This window comes from Cohnella ginsengisoli (assembly GCF_029525555.1).
In the GTDB taxonomy this organism is placed as follows: Bacteria; Bacillota; Bacilli; order Paenibacillales; family Paenibacillaceae; genus Cohnella; species Cohnella ginsengisoli.
The window spans coordinates 559,577-581,702 of the sequence record NZ_JAPDHZ010000004.1 but is presented as its reverse complement, the minus strand read 5'-3'; the positions used below and the strand labels follow the sequence as shown (position 1 = coordinate 581,702).

The window sequence follows — 22,126 nt, the reverse complement described above, 5'->3', positions numbered from 1 at the left end:
CCAAGCCGCCTTTGACGATCAGGTCATAGCCGTCCCCCATCTCCTATCTCTCCTTTCGCCGAACCGCCTTTCAACTGCCCCGGTATGTGCTGTATCCGCCCGGCGAGACCAGCAGCGGCACGTGATAATGGCTCGACGGCTCCGATACCTCGAATCGAATCGGCACCTGGCTCAAAAAATAGGCATGCGCGTTCCCCCGAAAATAATCGCCGACGCCGAAAAGCAGCTCGTATGTCCCTTCCGCAAGCAGATCGCCTTCCAGCAGCGGAGCGTCAAGCCTGCCTTCCTCGTTCGTGAACGCTTCCCCAAGCAGCGTTCGCGCCGTCAAGCCTTCGCCTATGCCGAACAATTGCACGCGCATGCCAGCCGCAGGGCGCCCGATCGACGTATCGAGCACATGGGTCGTCAGTTTGCCGCTCATGCCTAGCCGCCTCCCTTCTATTCGTCCGCCAGCAGATCCGCGAGCCTGAAGCCCGTAATACGCGAGATTTGCGCGATCGCTTCCGCCAGCTCCCGCTCCGCGTCATGGTTCGAGCGCATCCGCATCGCTTCCAGAATCTCTTTCTTGCCTTTGCCCTTTACGGCGAGGATAAACGGGAAGCCGAATCGCTCCACGTACGCCTTGTTCAGGTTCGTAAAGGTCTCGTACTCCTCCGCCGTCAAGCGGTCGAGCCCCGCGCCGGCCTGCTCCGACGCCGAATAAGGCGTGACGGCAAGCCGCGTCCCGAGATCCGGATGCGCCCGCAAAAACGCGATTAGCCGATCCTTCGGCGACCTGCGGACGACGTCCATCATCGCTTCGTGAAGCGCGCCGAACGACGAATACGGACGACCTGGCCACGCAGCCTCCGCCACCCAAGGCGAATGTTCGAACACGCTGCCGAGCGCCGTTATGAACTGCTCCCGGTCAAGCCCGTTGATGACCGACAACGACATTTTCCCGACCGTCTCGCCGCTCATTTCCAATATCCCTCGTGGACCGCCACGACCTCATGCTCGATCTCGGGAAATGGCCCGACGACCTCGATCGGCTTTCGGCCCCTGGCCAGAATGTCCCGGCAGGGCATGTCGAGCGTCGGATTTTGCTCGTCGTCGCCGGTCAGCTCGGCCAGCCGACGCTCGGAAATGCCGTACACGACCCGTCCGACGTTGCCCCAATAGATCGCGCCCGTGCACATCGCGCACGGCTCGGCCGTCGAATACAGCGTGCTGCGCCACAAAAAATCCTTCGGATATTCGTGCGATGCGCGCTGCATGAGCGACGTCTCCGCATGGCCGGTGCAGACGCGAGCGGTGATCTCGACGTTGCCCTGCTCCATGAGGACGTCGCCGTCAGGACCGACCAGCACGCAGCCGAACGGCGTATTGCCCGCGGACCGCGCCTTGCGCGACACTTCCACGCATTTGCGGATGTAAAACAAATGAAGCTCCTTCTCGTTACCGCTCATCCCGTTTGCTCCTTTTTCAGCTCGATCGCTTTTTTTGACCGCCCGCCAAATGCCGCCGTAGCCGGTGCACCTGCACAGATTGCCCGATAGCGCCTCCTCGATATCCGCGTCGCTCGGCGACGGATCGTTCGCCAGCATCGCGGTGACCGACACGACCATGCCCGGCGTACAGTAGCCGCATTGATACCCGCCTTCCTCGAGGAAGCACCGCTGGACCGTCGTCAAGCCGCCTTCGGACAAGCCCTCGATCGTCGTGACCGATTTGCCCTCGCATTGGTAAGCCATCGCCAGGCACGAATTGACCGCTTTGCCGTCCACGAGCACCATGCAGGCGCCGCACCGCCCCATCTCGCAAGATCTCTTCGTGCCGGTAAGGCCCAGATCTTCGCGCAGCACGTGCAGCAGCCGCTTCGACGGCGGGACGTCCAGCGCCGCCTCCCTGCCGTTAACGTTGATGTTAAGCTTGGCGGAAGGCCCCGCCGATATTGGCGCTCTCTCGATCATGTCGCTCGCCTCCTTCATTGAAGCGGATCGGTTCCTGCAGCAAGGCGGGATCGATCGGCAGCTTGCTCGCGCGTTTGCCGGTCGCCCGGTAGACCGCTTCCGCGATCGCCGGCGCCAAGCCCACCGAGCCCAGCTCGCCCAGCCCCCGCGGCCCATGCTCGTCGCCTTCGGGCAGTTCTTCGATCGCGTCCACCGTCACGGCACCGTTGTGCTCGACGATCGTCGGCACAAGGTAGGTGTCCAGGTTTTTGGTCAAGTAATGTCCGCCGCTCATGACCGCGTCCTCCGTCAGCGCAAAGCCGAGCGCCATGCTGCTTCCCCCCTCGATCTGGCCGAGGTAGCCTTGCGGATTAACGACGGGACCGGCGGCGACGGCATGGTATTGGTCGACGACATGCACGCGCCCGGTCAGGGTGTTCACTTCGACCTCGACCGCCACGGCGGAGTACGAATACATATAATGCGCGCCGACCCGGTCGACCGGCGACGTCGGATAACTGAAGTGCGCCTGCGCCGCGATCGGTTGCCCGGCGGCCCCAGCGAGCGCGGCGTAGCTTAAAAGAAGCCGGCCGTCCCCGGCGTCGCGGATGCCGTCTTCGCCGATCGCCAGCGTCTCCGCGGGCAGCGCGAGCGCGCGGGAAGCTGCCTCGAGCAGCTTTCCGGCGAACGGGCCGCGGAGCCGGCGCAGCGATTGCCACATCATGCTCGTCGCCCGCGAGGCGGTCGTGGAGCCGCTGTCGGGGACGACGTCCGTGTCCCCGATCGTGATGACGATGTCGCGCTCGGCGAAGCCGAACGTCTCGATCAGCATCTGCATGAGCGACGCGATCAGTCCCTGGCCGAACTCCTCGTAGCCGAAGACGGCCTCGATCTTCCCGTCCCCCCGCAGCTGCAGCCGTCCGCCCGCAGGATCGGGGATCCCGACGCCGAGTCCTGCGCCGTGCATGACATAAGCGGCGCCGATGCCTCGCTTTAGCCACGGCGCGGACGACACCGGCGCAGGCGACTCGCTTCTTCTTCGCCAAAGCGCGCTTCCCTCGAGCGACGCCCACACCTGACCGGCGCCGCCCGTCACCGAGATCGGCTGCCCGAGCGGGCCGGGATCCTCCGCTCGCCGCAGATTGCGGCGCCGCAGCTCCCAAGGGTCCATGCCGAGCAGCGCGGCCAGCCGGTCGAGCTGTCCCTCCAGCGCGAAGATCGCCTGATTTCCTCCGAAGCCTCTGAACTCCCCGGACATTCCGTTGTTGGTAAAGGCCGACACGGTGTCCACGTCCACCGCCTTGAAACGGTACGGACCGACGACATGCTCCGTCGCGAAGTTCAGCACCTCGGCGCCGAGCGTCGAATACGGACCTTTGTCGGCGATGACGTATGCCCGGTGCGCGACGAGCCGTCCGTCCGCGTCTACGCCCGTTTTCATCGTAATCTTCATCGGATGGCGCTTGAGGCCGGCGCGAACCGACTCCCACCTGGAGTTGTGAAGCTTCACGGGACGGCCGGTCGCCAGCGCCAGCAAGGCGCCGTACGGCTGCACGTTCAGCTCGTCCTTGCCGCCGAACGAGCCGCCGATCGGACTCGATACGATGCGGATGTCCTCCTCGGGCTTCGCCAGAATCCGGGACAGCTGCATCCGGTCCATGAATCCGTGCTGCGTCGGGGAGTAGGCCGTGAGCCTGCCGTCCTCGCCCGGCACGAACAAGCCGCCTTCGGTTTCCATATACGTATGCATCTGCCGGGGCGTGGAATAAATCTCCTCGACGATATGCGCGGCTGCGGCGAAGCCGGCCTCGATATCGCCGAACTTGTACCCGTTGCGGTGGAACACGTTGCCTTCTTCGTACAACAATGGCGAATCGCCCAGGATCGCGCGCTCGGGATCGTCCACGACCGGCAGCGGCTCGTAGTCGACCTCGATCGCCGCCAGCGCGAGCTCCGCGAGCTCGTCGGAATCCGCGGCTATGGCCGCGACGGCGTCCCCGATGAAGCGGACGCGATCCTCGCAGAAAACCGGATAATCGGGGCGGGCGATGCCGAAACGGTTCAGCCCCGGCACGTCCTTCGCGGTTAGCGCCGCGTGCACGCCCGGCAGCGCCAACGCCTTAGACACGTCCACGCTGCGGATGTACGCGTGCGGGTGCGGACTCCGGAGCACCCGGCCGATGAGCATGTTCGGCAGCGACAAGTCCGTCAGGTATTCCAGCTCGCCCGTCACTTTGCCGCGGCCGTCGGGACGGATGCGCCAACGGCGGCCGCTCGTATCTCGGTTCAGCAGCACGGCTCTCCCTCCTCTCCGGACGCGCGGGCATCGAGGCCCGCCTTCCATAACGCGGCCGCGACGAGATTGGCCGCCGTCATCCGCCGGTATGCCTCGCCTACGAACGGATCCGGCTTGGGCGCGTATTCGTCGTTGACCGCCGCATGCAGCGCCGCAAGCAGCGACGCGTCGGGCGTCCGGCCAAGCGTCAGCGCTTCAGCGGCCGCCAGGCGCGCCGGGATCATCGTTCCGCCGCCGGCCGCGATGCGGATATCCGCGACCGCGCCGCCTTCGTCGAACGCGACGTTCAGCGCCACGTTCACGACCGGCGGGACGAACGCTTCGCGGCGGCCGACTTTATGAAAAGCGCAAAAGCGCCTGGTCTTCGAAATCATGGAGATGCCCGAAACGTCGGAAGGCAGGATCGCGAGCAACAAGCCGGGCGCGCCGCTTAAACCCTCTCGATCTCGGCCCAGCCAAGCCGACAGCGGCTCGGCATGCGTGCCGGCATCGTTCAGCCATAGCAACTCCGTATCCAACGCGAGCAGCGCGGTCGCCATATCTCCCGTACGGGAAAGGACGTTGCCGCCGATCGTCGCCAGGTTGCGCACCGCCGGCGCCGCGATGAGACGCGCGGCTTCCTTCACTAGCGGGAAGTCCGCGGCTAGGCCGGGATGGCTGCGGCATTCCGCGAGCGTCGCCAGGGCGCCGATTCGCCAGCCGCGGCCATCCTCGTCCGATTGTTTAATGCCGGTCATGTCCGCCGCGCCGGACAGATCGATGAGTTGCGCGGGGTAAGGGGCGAGTCCGGCCTCCCACTGCGTGCGCAGCAGCGTGCCGCCGGCGACGAATACCGCTCCCTCGCCCAGCTCCCGTTTCAGACGCCAAGCTTCGCGCCCGGAAGCCGGATGCCAGACGGAGGGAGACCGTTGATGCGCTTCGTGCGAATGAGCCATGGCGTTCTCCCCCCTTTTTCGCGACTAGAATCGCTGTTCCCGGATATAAGGCAGTCCAAGCGATTGCGGCGTGCCGGACAGCTTGTTGCGGCTGCGCCAGCCGAGATACATGAGCACGAGGATCGTGACGATGTAAGGAATCATCTTAAGGAAGTAAGACGGAATCTCGCTGCCGATCAGCTGAATCTTGAAGCCAATCGTGTCCATCGCGCCGAAAAAGTAAGCGCAGAGCAGCGCGCGAACCGGGTTCCACCGGGCGAAAATGATGAGCGCGACGGCGATCCAGCCGCGGCCGGCAGTCATCCCTTCGGTCCAGGTCGGCGAGTAGGCGAGCAGCATGTCGGCGCCGGCCAGGCCGATCAGGATGGTGCCGGCGATGACGTAGCCGTAACGGAACGTCTGTACGCGAATGCCCATGACGTCGGCGGTCGCCGGATTGTCGCCGATGGCGCGCAGGTGCAGTCCCCAGGAGGTGCGGTGAATGAACAAATGCAAGACGACGACGAGCAAGAAGCTGAACCAAGTGAGCACGTTCAAGTGGCCGAAAACGTCGCCCAAGAACGGCACGCCGTCCAAAAAGTTCAGGTCGAACTTCGGCACCGAACCCGGTATCGGGGTGCCGGCGACGGACTTGCCGAGATAGGCGCTGAGGCCCGTGCCGAACAGCGTCATCGCGAGACCGCTCACCGTCTGGTTCGCCCGAAGCGTCACCGTCATGAAGGCGTGCACCAGTCCGAGCGCGATGCTGATGCCGGCGACCGCGAGCAGCGCGAGGGGCAGGCTGCCCGTATGGATGAATGTCATGCAGGAGATGACGGCGCCGAGCAGCATGATCCCTTCCGCGCCGAGCTGAATGATGCCGGAGCGTTCGATCAGGATGCCGCCGAGCGCGGCGAACAGCAGCGGCGTGCCGGAAGAGATCGCGGCGATGACGATCTGCGTGAAAGTATCCATGGTCGATCTCTCCTCTACTGAAGCGTTGCGCCGAAGCCGGAACTTGCCGAACATGCCGCCGGCGATCAGGAAAAACAATATCGCGCCTTGAATCATATTGGAGATGGACGACGGCAAGCCGATCGTCTGCACGCTGTAGCCGCCGACGATCAGGCCGCCGAACAGGACGGCGGAGACGACGAGGCCGACCGGATTCAGCTTGGCGAGCCAAGCGACGATGATCGCCGTATAGCCGTAGCCCGGCGAGATGCCGTACATAAGCCTGTGCGATACGCCGGACACCTCCGCCATGCCGGCGAGACCCGCGAGGCCTCCGCTGATGAGCATGACGAGCAAAATGTGACGCTTGATCGGGATGCCTGCGTTTTTGGCCGCTTCGGGATTGGCGCCGATGAGCCGCAGCTCGTAGCCCCACTTCGTATACTTGACGAGCAGTCCGTACAGGACGACGGCGACCAGCGCGAAAACGAGGCCGAAGTGAAGCCGCGTATCGCCGAGCGCCGGCAGCGTCTGCGCTTCGTTAAACATCGGGGTACCGGGGGAAGTTGAAGCCTTTCGGATCTTTCCATGGCCCGAACACGAAGTAGTCGAGCAGCAGGATCGCGACGTAGTTCAGCATGAGCGAGGTGACGAGCTCGTTGACCTGGAAATAGGTGCGTGGTATTGCCGTAAGCAAACCCCATATGCCGCCCGCGGCGATCGCGAAGACGACCATGAGCGGGATCGTGCCGTAAATCGGAAGGCCGGGGAACCAAATCGTGACGGCCGTCGCCGCGACGGCGCCGACGAGGAACTGGCCTTCAGCGCCGATATTCCAGACGGAGATGCGGTAGGCGATCGCCACGCCGATGCCGCACAAGAGGAGCGGGATCGCCTTGACGAGCGTCTCGGTGATGCCGAACGAGGAGCCGAAGGCGCCTTTGATCATTTTCGCGTAGACGGTCATCGGATTCATGCCGTTGGCGGCGATGAAAATGCCGCAAAGCACGAGCGCGAGCAGGATGGAGAGCGGCGTGATCCACCATGGATTGCGCGTACCCGACGGATCGATCTCGATTCGGTACGACCAGCGGCGGCGGCGCGGCGCTTCGGCCGGCTCGAGCGGCAGCGCGGACGCGGCTTGGATCTTGCTCATATCGCTTCCTCCTCCGCTCCGTGCAGTCCGGCCATGTACATGCCGATGATCTCCCTATCCGCTTCTCCTCGGTTCAGCTCGGCGACGATGCGCCCGCCGAAGATGACGAGGATGCGATCGGAGAGCTGCATCACCTCGTCGAGATCCTCCGAGATGAGCAGCACGCTCTTGTCCTCGGCGCGCAGCTTGGCGAGCAGCCGGTGCACGCCCTCGGTCGCGCCGACGTCGAGACCTTGCGTCGGATGGACCGCGACCATCAGCTTCGGGTCGTGATGGATCTCGCGCGCCAGCAGCAGCTTCTGCTGATTGCCGCCCGAGAGCTGCTGCACCGGCGTGTCGATGCCCGGCGTCCGCACGTCGAACTCCTCGACCAGCCGCTGTCCCCAGGCTTTGTTGCGGCCGATGCGCAGAAAGCCGAGCCTGGCGCGGTCGGCGGACCGGTAAGACTTGAACAGCAAATTGTCGACGAGTCCGAGGCTGCCGGCCAGCCCGCTTTTCATGCGATTTTCCGGCACGTGCGAGATGCCGGCTTCGATCGCGCCGCGTACGGACGCGTTGCGAAGCGGCTTGCCGTCGAACTCGATCTGTCCGCGCCGCCAAGGGAGGAGGCCGGTCAGCACTTCGGCCAGCTCCTTCTGCCCGTTGCCCGCGACGCCCGCGACGCCTACGATTTCCCCGGCGCGAATGCTGAGGGACAAGCCGTCCAACGCTTTGCGTCCGTGCTCGGCCATGACTTCAAGCCGATTGACCTCGAGCAGCATCCTTCCGGGCGTTCGGGCAGGCAGTTCTCGCTGCGCGGCGATCTCTTTGCCGACCATAAGCCTGGCCAGCTCTTTTTTCGTTCGTATCGTTCTTGTCGATCGCGTGGATCATCTTCCCTTTGCGCATGACCGAGATGCGGTCGGCGACGGCCATGACTTCCTTCAGCTTGTGCGTCGTCACGATGACGGTCTTGCCCTCCGCTTTCATCGTTCGCAGCGTTTCGAACAGCTGATCCGCCTCGCCGGGCGTCAGCACGGAGGTCGGTTCGTCCAAAATGATGAACTGCGCGCCCCGGTACAGCGTCTTGACGATCTCCACGCGCTGCTGCTCGCCCACCGACAACTGCCAGATCGGACGGTCGACCGGGAAGTCCAAGCCGAATTTTTGGGCCAGGCCCTTGATCTCCCGCTGCTTGTTTTTCATCCAGTTCGGGCCGCGCCAGAAGGAAGAGCGCTCGCCGAGCACGATATTCTCCGCGGCCGTCAGCGTGGCGACGAGCCTGAAGTTCTGGAACACCATGCCGACGCCGAGCTTGGCGGCGTCCTTGGGCGATCGGATGCGGACCTGCTCGCCGCGGAGCAGGATCTCTCCGCTCGTGGGGCGGTAGACGCCGGACAGCATGCACATCATCGTGCTTTTGCCCGCCCCGTTTTCTCCGAGCAGCGCATGGATCTCTCCCGCCCCTGCCGTAAAGTCCACGTGATCATTGGCGACGACAGACCCGAACTGCTTGACGATCCGGCGCATCTCGATAGCGTGCATCGTTGTTGTCCTCCTTCGTACGGGGGAGGGGCCGCCCCCCTCCCGTCTGCCGATTGCTTTCGCGGTACATCCGCCCTCGCGGCCTTAAATCAACAAATCCCTTGGCTCAAGGGATTTGTCGAAAACCTGCTTGCCGGATTTTATTGCGGAATCGTGCCCTCGACGCCTTTAACGAACCAGTTCATATCGAGAATCTCGGCGTCCGTCAGCGACTTGCCGCTCGGGATTTTCTCCGCGCCGCTCTGATCAAGGATCGGGCCGCTATAAATGTTGTCTTCGCCGGCGAGGAACTTCGCCTTCTGGTCTTCGACCAGCTTTTTCACGTCGTCCGGAACGCTCTCGCCGATCGGCGCGATGTCGACCATGCCGTCCGTGAACGAGCCCAGGTATTGATCGTTGGTCCATGTGCCGTCCATCAGCGCCTTGACCTTCTTCACATAGTAAGGGCCCCAGTTCCAGATCGGATTCGTCAGGTAAGCCTTCGGGGCGTAACGCGTCATGTCGGAGTCGTTGCCGCCCGCCATCGCGCCCTTCTCCGCAGCCGCTTGGAGCGAAGCCGGCGAATCCTGGTAGGCCATCAGCACGTCTGCGCCCTTGTCGAGCAGGCTCATGGCCGCATTGCGCTCGGTCGTCGGATCGAACCAGGTGTTCGTCCAGACGACGTCGACCTTGACGTCCTTGTTGACGGATTGCGCGCCGAGCGTGAAGGCGTTGATGTTATAAATAAGCTCCGGAATCGGGAACGCCGCGACGTAGCCGAGGTGGTTTTTATTCGTCATCTTGCCCGCCGCGATGCCGCTCAGATAGCTGGCCTCCCAGTTTTTTCCGAAGTAGGTGGCCATGTTATCGTTCGTCTTATAGCCGCCGGCATGCTCGAACTTGACGTTCGGGAACTTCTTGGCGACATTCAGCGTGTAGTCCATATAACCGAAGCTGGTCGTAAAAATGATATCGTGGCTTTGCGCGAGCTCGGTGATGATCCGCTCCGCGTCGGCGCTCTCCGGTACGTTTTCGACCGTGTCCGCTTTGATGCCGAGCTCTTTCTCCATGTACTTGACGCCTTGATCGTGCTGGAACGTCCAACCGCCGTCTCCCGGAGGACCGATATAGATGAACGCGACGCGCGGATTCGCGATGCCTTCGCCGGACGCCGACGCCGATGGCGAAGCCGATGCCGACGCGCTTGGCGACGCGCTAGCGGCGGTCGATGCGCTTGGCGATTCTGAGGAAGATGCCGATGGACCGGCGCTCTCGCCGTTGTTCGAATTGCCGCAGCCCGCCAGCACGAGCACCATCATGACGACGAATACCAAACTTGCGCTCCACGTGCTTTTAATCTTTTTCATACCGTTCCTCCCCCGACTCCCTGATTGTTGGTCGATTTGGCGTGCACCAATGACGTATTCCCAATATAGATTCGCGTCATTTCAACGTCAACATAGATGACATCTCATTGGAGAATCGTCTAATTCGCCGTTGCGCGAATTGTGCATGGTGCACTTCCGAATGATCGATTCAGATGTCGAGGAAAACGATGCCTTTTAACTCTTATATCCGAACGATTTACAAGCCATTCGCTTCGCCGCCTGCCAATCTCCCGGCGTATCGACATCCATGGCGATCCGTTCGTCTTCAATAGAGATACGAATTCCCTTATAGGCAGCATCGCTTAAAAGCCTCCTCGCCCCCGCATCGCCTTCAAGCGCCTCCAAAGCATCGTACATGCGGGGAGAAAAGATCGCAGGCGGGGCAGAAAAGCTGCCATAATTGCAAGCCGCATAGTCTAGCGCAGGCGAATCCGCGAATGCGCAGGCGAGACGATTCAACAGCAAAGGCGTTAAAAACGGCTGATCGGCCAGCGCGACGAGCACCGCATCCGGCAAGCGCTCGCGCGCAGCCCGAAGCCCTGCACGGATCGAATAAGCCATGCCGAACTTCGACTCGGGACTGCGCACGACCGTCGCTTCCGACGCGTCGCGCAGCCATTCGAGCGGATCTTCCGGACTTACGACGGCGACGACATGCGATACGACGGCGCTCTTCCGCAGCGCCCGCCACCCCTTTTCGCCGAGGCGCTCACCATCCGCAAACGCCAGGGACAGCTTCGGCCTGCCCATCCGGACGCTCTGTCCGGCCGCCAGGTAGATAGCCGCGATATTTAACGCGTCCATCCTCATCACCGCCTTTGCCCTTCCTCCGGATCGCGACCAATTCCGCGGCGACGCTGATCGCGACCTCTTCCGGCCCTTCCGCGCCGATCGGAAGGCCGACCGGCGCATGGACGAATGGCGGCATCGGCAGTCCTTCGAACAGATGCGCGATTCGCCGCGCCGAACCGATCACGCCGACGTACGCAGGCTTCACAGACAGCAGCGTCTCGATCAGCGCCCTGTCCCTTTGCAGCTGGTGGCCCATCACGAGCGCATAATCGGCCGGCCCGATTCCTAGCGATAACGCGATCTCGGCAGGAGAACCGCAAACGAGCGCCATGCCGGGAAAGCGCTCGCCCGAGAGCAATCCGGGACGCCAGTCGGCCACAGTCACCCTGAACCCGAGCGCGCTTGCGATTCGCGCGACGGGCTCCGCATCGTAGCCCGCGCCGAACAGCAGCAGCCGCGGCCGAGGCGCGATCGACTGCGCGAACAACAGACGCGCCGAACGAGCGGCTCGCGGCAGAGCCGCATCCCCCACCTGCGAGGCCCGGACCTCGTAAGCAATCCCGTCTCCATGCCGATAGCGAAGAAGCGAAGCGCCCTCCCCGGCTCGCAGCCGGAAGCCCAGCTCGCGAAGCGCGTCGGCCGCGGCGCCGGCCAGCGGCTCCAGCAGTACGTCGACGATGCCGCCGCAGCCGACGGCTTCGCCCCAAACCGCATCCTCCTCGGATTTCATGTTGTACCGAACCATTTCGCAGCGACCCGTTGCCAGCAACCCCGACGTCCGTTCGAGCAAGTCGCCCTCGAGACAGCCGGGACTGATCGTTCCGCGCTTCCTCCCGTCCGCGTACAGCAGCATCATCGCGCCCGGTTTGCGATAAGCGTGGCCCTCTACGCCGATGACCGTGGCGAGCAACGCGGGAGCGGCATCCGTCATCCAATATTCCACGATCTCGCAGGCTTCCAAGGCCGCCGCCCCCTTTTTTGTCCGGTTCACATGCCGATTCGCGCCAGCAAAGCCTTGAGCGATCGATCCGACTCCGTCAGCACGCGACTACGATCGACCGTCAACACGCTTTTGCCCGACATGACGACCTTGCCGTCGATCAACACCGTGTCTACGTCCCCGCGGGTCGCCGCGTACACGACCCGGGAAAAGACGTCGGCGTCGTAAGACGGATAAACGTGAAAATCCTCCAGGTCGAGCAGCTGCAGGTCCGCTTTTTTTACCGATTTCGACGCTGCCGATCTCGCCTTCGAGCCCAAGCACCTCGGCACCGCCCATCGTCGCCATCCGCAGCACCTTTCTCGCGTCCATGACCGTTGGTCCGTGCTGCACCTTTTGAATAAACGCCGCAAGGCGCATTTCCTGAAACATGTCGAGGTTGTTGTTGCAAGGCGCGCCGTCCGCGCCGAGCCCGAGCGGTATGTTCATCTCGAGCAGCGCAGGCACCTCGGCGATGCCAGAAGCGAGCTTCAGATTAGATCCCGGACAATGCGTCACTTTCACGCCGCGCTTTTGAATGATCGCCTTTTCCGCCTCGTCGAGCCAGATGCTGTGCGCGAGGATCAAATTAGGCCGAGCAAGGCCAATATGGTCCAAATAAACGACGTTTCGCATGCCGCGCTCAGCTTCGACCATCGCGATCTCGTCCTGATTTTCCGAAGCATGCGTGTGCACGCGCACGCCGTACTTCGCGGATAAATCCCGCACGCCGATCAGCAGTTCCTCCGTGCAAGAGACGACGAAGCGGGGACAGAACGCATATTGGATTCGCCCGTTCGCCGCGCCATGCCATTTTTCCAGCAGGTCCACGCTCTCCTGAAGCGATCGCTCCGTCGTCTCCTGCAGGGCGAGCGGCACCTCCGTGCCGTGATCCATCATGACCTTGCCGGAAAAGGCGCGAATCCCGCTCTCCTCGATCGCCCGAAAAGCCGCATCCGCATGATGAACCGTCTCCATATCGAGAATCGTCGTCGTCCCGCTGCGAATCAGCTCGCCGATCCCGAGCAGCGCGGAGTAATAAACCGAATCTTCGCTGTGCGCGGCTTCGAGCGGCCAGATGCGCTTGCGCAGCCAATCGATCAATGCCAGATCGTCGGCCCTCCCGCGGAACAGCGTTTGGCATAGGTGGATGTGCGTCTGTACGAAACCGGGCAGCAGCACCTTGCCGCCGGCGTTGATCACCTGCGCGTCCGGCGCCTCGATGCCTGCTCCGATCCGAACGATCCTGCCGCCTTCGACGAGAACGTCGCCGGCGATCACTTCATTATCCGCGTTCATCGTCAAAATGAGGGCGTCGCGTATCCATATTTTCGAGCTCGTTCGAGTATCCATCGCTTCCGCCCTCCCTGGTTCAGCCGACATAAAACGGGACGTGCATATATAATAGAAGAAATGTCGTTTTCGCTGCCGTTTACCGGGTCCTTGACGGCGCTTTTGACAGCTCGCCGCCGAGCATTTTACGGAACTGGAACACCAGCTTCAGCTTCAGCAAATCGTTGATCCGCTTGAAGTCGACATCCAGCAGCTCGCCTAGCTTTTCGATCCGGTAGGTCGCCGTGTTTCGGTGGATGAACAGCTTCTTTGCCGTCTCGTTAAGCTGACCGTCGTTGTCCAAGTAAGTCTCGAGCGTCCGCATCATCTCCTGGACATAATCCGGGTCCTTGCCCTCGAGACCGGCCAGCAGGCGATCGCAGTACGTCGTCATTCGCTGGCGGGATACTTGTTCGAAAATGTAGGCGAAATCCAGCGTTTCATACCGCACGACCTCGCCGCCAAGCCCCCACTGTTCGGATAACCGATGCGCTTCTCCGCATTCCCGGTATGCTTCGGCAAGCTGCGCCGCCTTCTTTTTGCGGCTGCTGACCGCGGAGCGCGCGTTTTCTTTATTCGCCCCCCTTCAATCCCGACAGGAAGCTCGATAACGCCATGGACAGCCGCTCCTCTTCCCCGCCCGCATCCCGCTCCGGAAAAAGCGAAAGCACCCCCTCCTCCAGCACGACATGCGTGCCCGACAGCGCCTGGATGAGCGCATGGCTCAACAATTCGTTTTTCAAAGCTTCCAGCCGTTCGGCCCGCACTGCAGGATCCGGGGACGAACAAACGGTCAGCACGCATCGATACGCGCCTTCAAACAGGGTCAACTCCCACTTGGCGGCATAGGATTCCAGCGATTCATGGGACATGCCGTTGCGAAGATGCCGTTTGACCAACTGGCCGAAATCCCGCTGGATCGACTGTTCGAGATAATCCTCGTAGTTAAAATTCAAGTGGAAGGAAAGCAGCTCGGCCGCCTGGCTGTACAGACTCTCTTCGATGGCCGACAAATAGATGCGCGGCGTAAAGAACAGGACATGCCCCGTACACCGCGAAGACTTCATGAGCGGTACGCCGAACGCTTGCCAGCCCTCGGTCTTGATCCATTTGCCGTTCGGGCTCCAAGGCCATCCGGCCAGCAAATCCGCGTCCGCGTTCTCCGAGCCGTTGTACACGATCTGCCCCCGGGATCCGATCACGGCGATCGGCTCGCCGATCACCTCGGAAACGGTCTCGAACAGCTCCCGGACATGATCCGACCGGAGCGCAAATCTCATGAGCCGCACCTGTTTATCGAGCACGTCCTGCAAGATGCCGGTGCTCTTGCGCATCTCGGCGTTGAACAATCCGTTCATCTGATCGGAAAAAGTGAACGCGTACGGCAGCTCGATGAGCGGAAAACCCAATTCGTCGGCCTTGCTGACGAGCGCTTCCGGAACGGACGTCCAGAAGCGGCCGAGCTTGATGCCGAGTCCCGAAGCGCCGCGCTGGTGGAGCTTATGCAAAAAAGGCTGTCGCTTCTTCGGGGTCGTCCTTGATCAAATACGCCGTCGTGAACAGCATCTCGCCTTCTTTGATCCAGTCCGCGATGTCCGGGGCGTCCATGACGTTCACCGACTTCACGACGCGGGACCGGCCGGCTCCTCCGGCGATCAGCTTTCCTTCCGAGAGCGGATAGACCGCAAGCGCTTGCTCTACCGTTAGATGCATCTTCGTCACTCCTCGGATCAAAATCGAAGCTCGTCGGCCTTTTATGTGAATATATATTACATAATAGTTCCGAAAACGTTTTTTTGACAACCATTTGTGTAATGTATATTAACATAACCCCTTTAAATGATATGCCGGCGGAAAAAGCAGATCCTGCCTTCAACGGCAGCAAAATAAACAACGGGCTGAAGCAAGATCAAACTGCTTCAACCCGTTTGTTTATTTTACGAAGAGACGCCTTTTATTCATCGGTCAGGCTAGAAGCCTGCCCCCGCGGAGCGATAAGCGCTCGCGCGGCCTGTCGTATATCAGGTCTTGCACGCTATCGGCCCGAATGAGCGCAAAGTCGGCCGGCGCGCCGGGACGAAGCGCCCAGCTATCGATGCCGAGCGCAGTCGCGGCACGGTCCGTGCACATCCCGAGCAGCCGGGCCGCGTCCGCTTCGGTCCCCATGTACGACGTTTGCGCGAGCAGCAGCGCGATGTCGAGCGGATCGCCCGTGCCGAACGGCGTGAAGGCGTTGCGCAGATTGTTCGTCCCGAAGCAGACGTTGACGCCTGCATCGAGGAGCAGTCCGACTGGCGCGATGCCGCGGCGGACGGCATGCGTATCGCCCCTTCCGTTCAGGTACAAGTCCGTCGCGGGGAGCGTGAAGACGTGAATGCCGGCCTTGGCCAAGTGCTCCGCGATTCGGCGCGCCCTGTCCGGCGGGACGGATCCAAGCGAGGTCAGATGACCGACGCAGACGCGTCCTTCGAGCCCGTATTCCAACGTGCGCACGATCACGTCCTCGATCGCCAGCTGCATCGGATCGTCTGAAAAATCCAGGTGAAGGTCGACGGGCAGTCCGGCTTCGGCGGCGAGCCTAAAAACGAAGTCCAGATGCTCGCCGGCATCCCGGTCGTTATAAGGTATGCCGCCCACCGCATCGGCGCCGAGCCGTATCGCTTCCCGCAGCAGGCGCGCCGCGCCCGGTTGATTAAAGATACCCTCCTGGGGAAAGGCGACGAACTGAAGCGTCATGCGGCCTGCGAATTCGGCCTTCAAAGCGAGCGCCGACTCGAGACTGAGCAGTCCGAGCACCGGATCGATCTCGACCTGCGCGCGCAGCAGCGACACCCCGAACGACAAGGACCGCTCGAGCGCGCGGCGCGAACGCGCGGTGACGTCTGCCAACGTATAGCCGGGCTTGAGCGCGGCTGTCATCTCTATCGCTTCGCCAAGGGTCGCCGCAGGCCGCTCGAGCCGCTCGGACAGGAACGCCTTGTCCATATGAATATGCGTCTCCACGAGACCAGGCGTCGCCACATAACCGCTGGCGTCAAGCACGCGAGAATCCCCCGCGGCCGAATCCGCCCGATTGGCGGCCGGCACGACCCGTTCAACCAAACCGTTCCGGACATAAATGTCGATCTTCTCCCTGCGGAATGGATCGTACGCGCCGGCAATGATTCCGAATGGTTCTCGGTCCATGACTATTCCCCCCGCTCGCCTTTTTCGCACGGAACCGCGAACACCCGGCCCCACTGATCGGTCAACTTCGGCTGCGGCATTCCCGTCAGCGCGAGCGCTTGCCATGCAGTCGTCGCCACCGAATCGAGAATCGGCTTGCCATACGCCCGCTCGGCCTTCGCCGCCAGTCGCGCGCCGTCCATATTCGTGCAGACGACGGCAACCGCATCCGTCTCCGGCGAGGCCGCCGCGATGCGGATCATTTCCTCGACCGCCTCCGGCTCGACGCAAGCGAATTGTTCGTTCATCCGAAGACCGCAGCCGAGCTTGACCGGGCAGGTCAGCCCAGCGAGCGCGTAATTCGCCGCGATCGCTTCGTTGACGTCCGCCGTATACGGCGTAACGAGCCCGATTCGACGGACGCCGAACGCCGCGTAGGCGTCGGCAAGCGCCAGCGCGGACGTCGTCGCCGGCACGCCCGTCTCCGCGGCGATCATCGCGCATAGCTCGCGGTCGTAGTCGAGCCCGAGCCAACTGCCGGCCGTGCCGTTCCATACGATGACGTCGACGAGCGCGTCGGCGAGCATCCGCGCGGCAGCAAGCATCGGCGCTGCGGCGAACTGCGCGCCGGCGTCTTCGCTTAGCGCGATCTGCGTGACCCGAAGCCGGGAATAATGGACGGTCACGCCCGTCACGCCCATTAGGATCGCCGACGTGACCGGCTCCAGCACCGTGTTGGAGGACGGCGTCAGCATACCGATTCGCTTGCCGCGGGGGGCCAGGGAGACAGCGGACGCCAGCCCGTCCGTCCTCATGCTTCCTGCGGATCGTACAGCGTCAGATCCGCCATAATGCCGCAGCCGGGCACCCACAGCTCACGGTTGATCTCGACCGCGGTCACGGCCGGCTTGTGACCGTCCGCGAATGCCTCCGCCCAAACCTCCATCGCGCCCGCATAAAGGCTCAGGTCCGTAAAATACAGCGTCGCCTTCACGACCCGCTTCAGGTCGACGCCTGCCGCGTCCGCGATCCGCCTTGCCTTCAGCAGAATGTAACGCATCTGCAGCTTGCCGGGGATTCCGAAGTACGGCAGTCCCGGAGGCGGCGACGCCTCGGCCGCGAGTCCGACGCCCGGATCGGTCGCCATCAGGCCGCTGAAAAATACGAGATCGTCCGCGCGCACCGCCGCCGGCTCCTTGCTCTTCGGCGCCCAGCCGCCGACGACGGGCCGCTTCAGATGCGCGGCTTCCGGCATGAGCAGATCGAGTCCGATCTCGACGCGGCAGCCCTTCGCGCCGAGCTCGACGTTCGGCACCAGGATGCGCGCCGGCGCCTTGGACGGATCCGGGAACCACTTGGCCCACGCCTCCTCGAAAGCCGAATAATCGTCCGGATCGGCCAAATAGACATATGCCTTGACCGCGAGCGCCAGGCTCGTGCCCGCCTCCTCCGCAACGCGGCTCAGCCGCTCCAAGATATAATCCGTCTGCCGCGCGCACGGCTCATCGCCCCAGAACAGCCCGCTCGTGCGCGCTTCGGGCGCCAGCCCGACAAGCTCGCCGCCGTCGTACGCCTCCGAGCCCCAATTGCCTTTCCAGTCCGAAGCCAGGTCGCCGGACAGAAACACCCACTTCCCCATCCGTACGCCCTCCGCGAATCCTGCCGCCGGCTTGGGCAAGCCCGGCGCGGACACCTTTTCCGGCATGTCCCCGTCGAGCCTTGCCGTAAAGTCGGCTTCGACCTTGGCGCCTTCCACGAGCGTGCCGCGAACGCCGATGCCGGTGCTTGGGGGGCTGAGCTTGGTGAAATACCGGTTTTTCTCCTGCACGTAACGTTTATTGTTGACCGTCAGGTCGAGCGCACGGTAGTCGGGCGACGCCATGCCGGCGACGTACCATTGATTGACCCGCACGACCTGTTCGGGCTTGGCGCCCGCCGCTTCCACGATCGCGCCGACGCGGGCGTACAGCACGGCGGCCTGTTTGGCCATCGCGTTTTGATAATACGGGAACGCTTCGGGCACGACCGCCTCCGGCGCGAGACCCGTCACGAGATCGGAGGCCGATTGCCCCGATACGAACAGCCAGTCTCCGGCCCGGACGGCCGGACTGTACGGGATGGTCAGGCGAGGCATGCCCGCCGGCCATATTTCCTGAATTTGATGCGGCACGCTGGTCCGCCTCCTCGATTTGAATTGTTCTAAACGTCGTCTGGACGGATTCGGATCGCGGCTCCGAAAGGAACGCATCCGGCCTTCTCAGCGCCGTCAGGACAGCGAAGCCAAAAAAGCCGTGAGCGATGCGAGCAAGCGCTCGGGGGCCAGCTTGTGCACCTCGTGACCGACATACGCGAGCCGCTCCGTGCGGATGTCGGGGTTCATCGCCCGCAGCTCCTCCTCCGCCTCCTCGGATATGAACGGCGCGAGACCTGCGGACAACAGCAAGGCGGGCAGCCGCAGCATGCGGTAATAGGCATGGAACGGCTCCGCGTTCATCGCCGAATAGGACTGTTCAATCGCCGCAACCGCGCATGACTGCAGCTCCAGCGCCTTGCGTTCGTAGTCGAAGCCGGGCGTCGTATAGCAAGCCTTGAAGTCGTCGTACCGACCTTCGTCGATCGCTCTTTTCGGTTCGAGAAAACGCGCCAGCGGCAGCGGGAACGCCGAACGGCCCGGCCCCGAGAGCGGCGGATCGACGAGCACGACACCGCCTGCCATCGCCGGGTACGTCGCCGCGAACGCCGCCGCGATCCGCGCGCCCATCGAATGACCGACGAGCACGGGGCGCTCCGCGAAGCCGCTCAAGCTGTTGCAGACGATCAGCAGATCCTCCATGTAATCGGCCATCTGATAGCCCGAATCAGGCTTGAACGATCGGCCCCTGCCCCGCAGGTCGAGCGCCATCGGACGAAGATGACCGGGCAATTGCCGCATGAGCGGCTCGAAGGCGGATGCGTTCTCGGTAATGCCATGCAGGAAAAGCACGGGCCGCCCCTGCGGATTGCCACGCTGCAGCAGGCGCAGCCGGACGTCGCCCGGCCCGCTTAGCACGACTGAATTCGCGTCGTCCGTTCCGGCAGTCAGAATCGGCAGTGTCATAGGCGGTTCTCCTTTAGGCTCGTTCCAGTTCGACGGACAGCCCTTGCGTTTCCAGGTAATCGAGATACCGCTTGGCGAGCCATTTGTTCAGCTGCGGCAGCGTGCGTTCAAGCGCCGCGTATCGGCCTCGCCTCGACAGTTTCGAGTAGAGCCCCTTCTGCAGGGACGCGTTGGCCGCCAGATCCTGGGCGTTGATTTCCTGGATGCTCTCGTTCGCCTGCTCGTAGCGCGCCGCGAAGTCGGGCAGCGCGACCGTTTCCGGCGGGTACAGCAGACCGGACCGGAACAGAATTTTCCCCGGACCGTTCGGCAATATGACGTTCCAAAACACTTGGTCGGGCATCAGGCCGAGCGTCAGCATCGGCGGCACCGTCGCGATCGTCATGCGCTGGCGCTGCTCTGCGGTGAGTCCTTCGATCGGCGGGAAGTTCGCGGTCATGTCCGGGGAGAACCCCGCGTCCATATGCGTGAAGCCCGTCGGATGCATGATCTGGCCGTCGCCTTCCTCGTAATCGACGAAGCCCGCGAGCTGGCTTGGCGCGAAGTCGTGCGGACCTTTGTGAAGGTAATTGGTGTGGTAGGGCTCGATCGAAGATTCGATCATGATTTTCCAATTCCAATCGCCTTCGATGTCGACGAACGGCATCGCCGTCAGCTCGTTCAGGCGATAGTTTTTCATCTCTTCGTCGAGCTTGGCGAGCGTTGGCGCGAGCGGCGGCGCATCCTGGTCGTAGTGGGCGAAAATAAAGCCGTTCCAAATCTCCACCTTGAGCGGCGGCAGGCTATGGTCGTGGCGGAGGATGTCGAACGGCTCGATGCGAATCATCTCCGGCGCGGAGATCAACTCGCCGTCCATGCCGTAGGTCCACCAGTGAAGGGGACAGCGGAAGTTTTTGCAGTTGCCGGCGCCCTCCGCAACGATATGCCCGCGATGCTGGCAGACGGCGGAGATGACATGGATGCGCATGTCCTTGGCGCGCGTCACGATGATCGGGTCGTCGTTCAGCAGCAGCGTATAGTAATCGCCCGGATGGGGCACTTGCTCCTGACGGCCCACGCACAACCAGCTGCGTCCGAACACCGCTTCCTTTTCGAACGCGAAGAAGGAATCGCTCGTATAGCATTCGGCGGGCATGGACCGGGCTTCCTTGGTCTCCAGCAGCGAGGGGCCGAGCTGGGACAGCACTTCAAGGACGTCGTTCGTCACTTTATAAGCCATATTTACTTCCTCCTCGATGAACTAAACGTTGAAAAGCGCCGAGTGGCGATCTCTAGGCGGGAACGAACGGCTCGCGCAGCTCGAACAGACGCTCCGCCGCGGATTGCGCGGACAGGCGGATCTCTTCGGCATCCGCCGTCAGGAGCTTGCGGCCGAGCACGAGCGGCTTGCCGTCGACGAACACATGATTCACGTCCGCGCCGGAAGCCGCGTACACGAGATTGCTGACCGCGTTGTCGTATTTCCCCCGAATGATCGGCGTTAAGTGGTGCTTGCGGAAATCGACGGCGATCAGGTCCGCCTTCTTGCCGATCTCGAGCGAGCCGATCTCGCCGTCCAGCCCAAGCGCCCGGGCGCCGTCGATCGTCGCCATCCGCAGCGCGGTCTCGGCTTTGATGACCGTTGCGTCGAGCAGCCGAGCCTTCTGAAGCAGCGGCACGAACTTCAGCTCCTCGAGCATGTCGAGATTGTTGTTCTCCTTCACGCCGTCGGTCCCGATGCCGACCGTGACGCCGAGATCGAGCAGCTCCTTGACCGGCGCGATGCCGGAGGCGAGCTTCAGATTGCTGACCGGACAGTGCGCCACCGCCGTCCCGGTGCGCGCGAGCAGCTCCCGCTCCGAATCCTGCAGCCAGACGCAGTGCGCGAGCACGGTCCGGGGCCCGAGGATGCCGCGGTCGTAGAACAGCTCGACGGGCCATCGCCCCGTCTGCGCTTGCAGCCGTCTCGCCATCTCGATCGATTCCTCGCCGTGGGTATGGATGCCGGTATCGTACTTTTCGGCATAGGCGGCGGCTTTGCGGTATGCGTCCTCTGTGCAATAGGTCAAGTGTTCGAGCGCGAACCATACCTGGATTCTGCCGTTTGCCGTCTTGTTGCGATCCAGCACGAGCTGCACGTTTTTGTCGAGCGACTCGAAGTAATCCATGCCGGGCTTATCGACGACATAGGGCGCGAGCGTGGCGCGCAAGCCCAGCGACTCGGCCGCGTCCGCGCATTTGTGCATATACCGGTACATGTCCATCACGCAGGTCGTGCCGGAGAGGAGCGCCTCGGTATAGCTGAGCCGCGCCGCGTCGAACGCGATATCCTCGGTCAACGCGCGATGCTTCGGATCGACGTACTTGGTCAGCCATTCGAACACCGGCAGATCCTCCGCCGTCCCCCGGATCAAGCCCGAGTGAAGGTGCAAATTGACGAGGCCCGGCAGCAGGACGTGACCTGTCGCATCCAATCGTTCGACGCCGGCGTATTTAGCCTCCAGCGCGTCCGACGGTCCGATATCCGCTATTCGTCCTTTCTCGATCAGCAGCGCGCCGCCGTGAATCACTTCATCTACCGGGTTCACCGTCAGGATCGTGGCGTTCGTAATCAGCAAGCTGTCGTTCAACGCATCCATC

19 protein-coding genes and 4 pseudogenes are annotated in these 22,126 nt (G+C 62.8%); all 23 read right to left on the bottom strand.

Features of this window, described 5'->3' with window-relative positions; genetic code table 11:
* Nucleotides 1–70 precede the first annotated feature (70 nt).
* The 23 genes and pseudogenes from uraH to OMP38_RS23620 all read right to left on the bottom strand — a co-directional run bounded on the left by uraH (nucleotide 71) and on the right by OMP38_RS23620 (nucleotide 22,116).
* Entirely contained in the window at nucleotides 71–421 is a 351-nt protein-coding gene (gene uraH, locus OMP38_RS23730) for a hydroxyisourate hydrolase (RefSeq protein WP_277567282.1), read from the bottom strand.
* A 17-nt stretch (nucleotides 422–438) separates the two neighbouring features.
* Entirely contained in the window at nucleotides 439–960 is a 522-nt protein-coding gene (gene uraD, locus OMP38_RS23725; protein ID WP_277567281.1) for a 2-oxo-4-hydroxy-4-carboxy-5-ureidoimidazoline decarboxylase, read from the bottom strand.
* Nucleotides 957–1,412, bottom strand: a pseudogene (locus tag OMP38_RS23720) (nucleoside deaminase); the annotation flags it as partial. The gene uraD and the pseudogene OMP38_RS23720, both read right to left, overlap by 4 nt.
* A 42-nt stretch (nucleotides 1,413–1,454) precedes the next feature.
* Nucleotides 1,455–1,952, bottom strand: a pseudogene (locus OMP38_RS23715) ((2Fe-2S)-binding protein); the annotation flags it as partial.
* Nucleotides 1,906–4,227, bottom strand: a complete 2,322-nt coding sequence (pucD, locus tag OMP38_RS23710) for a xanthine dehydrogenase subunit D (protein WP_277567280.1) — start codon at nucleotides 4,225–4,227, stop codon at nucleotides 1,906–1,908. The gene pucD and the pseudogene OMP38_RS23715, both read right to left, overlap by 47 nt.
* Complete coding sequence (locus OMP38_RS23705) at nucleotides 4,218–5,162, bottom strand: FAD binding domain-containing protein (RefSeq protein ID WP_277567279.1); 945 nt, start codon at nucleotides 5,160–5,162, stop codon at nucleotides 4,218–4,220. Before OMP38_RS23705 ends, pucD begins: the two co-directional genes overlap by 10 nt.
* Nucleotides 5,163–5,186: 24 nt before the next feature.
* A complete protein-coding gene (locus OMP38_RS35030) occupies nucleotides 5,187–6,116 on the bottom strand; it encodes an ABC transporter permease (RefSeq protein ID WP_338130650.1) in 930 nt (309 codons plus the stop codon).
* 126 nt (nucleotides 6,117–6,242) lie between these two features.
* Nucleotides 6,243–7,044, bottom strand: a pseudogene (locus OMP38_RS35025) (ABC transporter permease); the annotation flags it as partial.
* Nucleotides 7,045–7,247: 203 nt separating this feature from the next.
* The gene (locus tag OMP38_RS23690) at nucleotides 7,248–8,069 is read right to left on the bottom strand and encodes an ATP-binding cassette domain-containing protein (RefSeq protein ID WP_277567276.1); all 822 of its coding nucleotides are present in this window, start codon (nucleotides 8,067–8,069) and stop codon (nucleotides 7,248–7,250) included.
* Nucleotides 7,987–8,775: an ATP-binding cassette domain-containing protein gene (locus tag OMP38_RS23685; RefSeq protein WP_277567275.1), complete on the bottom strand. Its 789-nt coding sequence runs from the start codon at nucleotides 8,773–8,775 to the stop codon at nucleotides 7,987–7,989. The genes OMP38_RS23690 and OMP38_RS23685 overlap by 83 nt, the downstream gene beginning before the upstream one ends.
* Nucleotides 8,776–8,915: 140 nt before the next feature.
* Entirely contained in the window at nucleotides 8,916–10,121 is a 1,206-nt protein-coding gene (locus OMP38_RS23680; protein WP_277567274.1) for a BMP family ABC transporter substrate-binding protein, read from the bottom strand.
* A gap of 195 nt (nucleotides 10,122–10,316) precedes the next feature.
* Nucleotides 10,317–10,946 carry a nucleotidyltransferase family protein gene (locus OMP38_RS23675; protein ID WP_277567273.1) on the bottom strand — a complete coding sequence of 210 codons (630 nt, stop codon included), beginning with the start codon at nucleotides 10,944–10,946 and terminating at the stop codon, nucleotides 10,317–10,319.
* Nucleotides 10,852–11,925, bottom strand: coding sequence for an XdhC family protein (locus tag OMP38_RS23670; protein ID WP_277567272.1), 1,074 nt, complete (start codon nucleotides 11,923–11,925; stop codon nucleotides 10,852–10,854). Before OMP38_RS23670 ends, OMP38_RS23675 begins: the two co-directional genes overlap by 95 nt.
* Nucleotides 11,922–13,266, bottom strand: a pseudogene (locus OMP38_RS23665) (5'-deoxyadenosine deaminase). The gene OMP38_RS23670 and the pseudogene OMP38_RS23665 overlap by 4 nt, the downstream one beginning before the upstream one ends.
* 79 nt (nucleotides 13,267–13,345) lie before the next feature.
* A complete protein-coding gene (locus OMP38_RS23660) occupies nucleotides 13,346–13,696 on the bottom strand; it encodes a PucR family transcriptional regulator (protein WP_277567271.1) in 351 nt (116 codons plus the stop codon).
* Between the two features lie 121 nt (nucleotides 13,697–13,817).
* On the bottom strand, nucleotides 13,818–14,753 hold the full coding sequence (locus OMP38_RS23655; protein ID WP_277567270.1) for a PucR family transcriptional regulator ligand-binding domain-containing protein: 936 nt from the start codon (nucleotides 14,751–14,753) through the stop codon (nucleotides 13,818–13,820).
* Nucleotides 14,746–14,958 (bottom strand): PucR family transcriptional regulator ligand-binding domain-containing protein, encoded by a 213-nt coding sequence (locus tag OMP38_RS23650; RefSeq protein ID WP_277567269.1) that lies wholly within the window; start codon nucleotides 14,956–14,958, stop codon nucleotides 14,746–14,748. The genes OMP38_RS23655 and OMP38_RS23650 overlap by 8 nt, the downstream gene beginning before the upstream one ends.
* 252 nt (nucleotides 14,959–15,210) lie before the next feature.
* Nucleotides 15,211–16,431 carry an amidohydrolase family protein gene (locus OMP38_RS23645; RefSeq protein WP_277567268.1) on the bottom strand — a complete coding sequence of 407 codons (1,221 nt, stop codon included), beginning with the start codon at nucleotides 16,429–16,431 and terminating at the stop codon, nucleotides 15,211–15,213.
* A gap of 2 nt (nucleotides 16,432–16,433) precedes the next feature.
* Complete coding sequence (locus OMP38_RS23640) at nucleotides 16,434–17,225, bottom strand: maleate cis-trans isomerase family protein (protein ID WP_277567267.1); 792 nt, start codon at nucleotides 17,223–17,225, stop codon at nucleotides 16,434–16,436.
* On the bottom strand, nucleotides 17,222–18,580 hold the full coding sequence (locus tag OMP38_RS23635) for a RidA family protein (protein WP_277567266.1): 1,359 nt from the start codon (nucleotides 18,578–18,580) through the stop codon (nucleotides 17,222–17,224). The genes OMP38_RS23640 and OMP38_RS23635 overlap by 4 nt, the downstream gene beginning before the upstream one ends.
* A 96-nt stretch (nucleotides 18,581–18,676) precedes the next feature.
* Nucleotides 18,677–19,507, bottom strand: coding sequence for an alpha/beta fold hydrolase (locus OMP38_RS23630; RefSeq protein WP_277567265.1), 831 nt, complete (start codon nucleotides 19,505–19,507; stop codon nucleotides 18,677–18,679).
* A gap of 13 nt (nucleotides 19,508–19,520) precedes the next feature.
* Nucleotides 19,521–20,726: an aromatic ring-hydroxylating oxygenase subunit alpha gene (locus OMP38_RS23625; protein ID WP_277567264.1), complete on the bottom strand. Its 1,206-nt coding sequence runs from the start codon at nucleotides 20,724–20,726 to the stop codon at nucleotides 19,521–19,523.
* A 52-nt stretch (nucleotides 20,727–20,778) separates the two neighbouring features.
* A complete protein-coding gene (locus tag OMP38_RS23620) occupies nucleotides 20,779–22,116 on the bottom strand; it encodes an amidohydrolase family protein (RefSeq protein ID WP_277567263.1) in 1,338 nt (445 codons plus the stop codon).
* Between the last annotated feature and the right edge of the window lie 10 nt (nucleotides 22,117–22,126).

Coding starts and splice junctions, on each gene's coding strand:
- uraH (WP_277567282.1), bottom strand. CDS start 421: ATGAGCGGCAAACTGACGACCCATGTGCTCGATACGTCGATCGGGCGC.
- uraD (WP_277567281.1), bottom strand. CDS start 960: ATGAGCGGCGAGACGGTCGGGAAAATGTCGTTGTCGGTCATCAACGGG.
- OMP38_RS23705 (WP_277567279.1), bottom strand. CDS start 5,162: ATGGCTCATTCGCACGAAGCGCATCAACGGTCTCCCTCCGTCTGGCAT.
- OMP38_RS35030 (WP_338130650.1), bottom strand. CDS start 6,116: ATGGATACTTTCACGCAGATCGTCATCGCCGCGATCTCTTCCGGCACG.
- OMP38_RS23690 (WP_277567276.1), bottom strand. CDS start 8,069: ATGGTCGGCAAAGAGATCGCCGCGCAGCGAGAACTGCCTGCCCGAACG.
- OMP38_RS23685 (WP_277567275.1), bottom strand. CDS start 8,775: ATGCACGCTATCGAGATGCGCCGGATCGTCAAGCAGTTCGGGTCTGTC.
- OMP38_RS23680 (WP_277567274.1), bottom strand. CDS start 10,121: ATGAAAAAGATTAAAAGCACGTGGAGCGCAAGTTTGGTATTCGTCGTC.
- OMP38_RS23675 (WP_277567273.1), bottom strand. CDS start 10,946: ATGGACGCGTTAAATATCGCGGCTATCTACCTGGCGGCCGGACAGAGC.
- OMP38_RS23650 (WP_277567269.1), bottom strand. CDS start 14,958: ATGCATCTAACGGTAGAGCAAGCGCTTGCGGTCTATCCGCTCTCGGAA.
- OMP38_RS23645 (WP_277567268.1), bottom strand. CDS start 16,431: ATGGACCGAGAACCATTCGGAATCATTGCCGGCGCGTACGATCCATTC.
- OMP38_RS23640 (WP_277567267.1), bottom strand. CDS start 17,225: ATGAGGACGGACGGGCTGGCGTCCGCTGTCTCCCTGGCCCCCCGCGGC.
- OMP38_RS23630 (WP_277567265.1), bottom strand. CDS start 19,507: ATGACACTGCCGATTCTGACTGCCGGAACGGACGACGCGAATTCAGTC.
- OMP38_RS23625 (WP_277567264.1), bottom strand. CDS start 20,726: ATGGCTTATAAAGTGACGAACGACGTCCTTGAAGTGCTGTCCCAGCTC.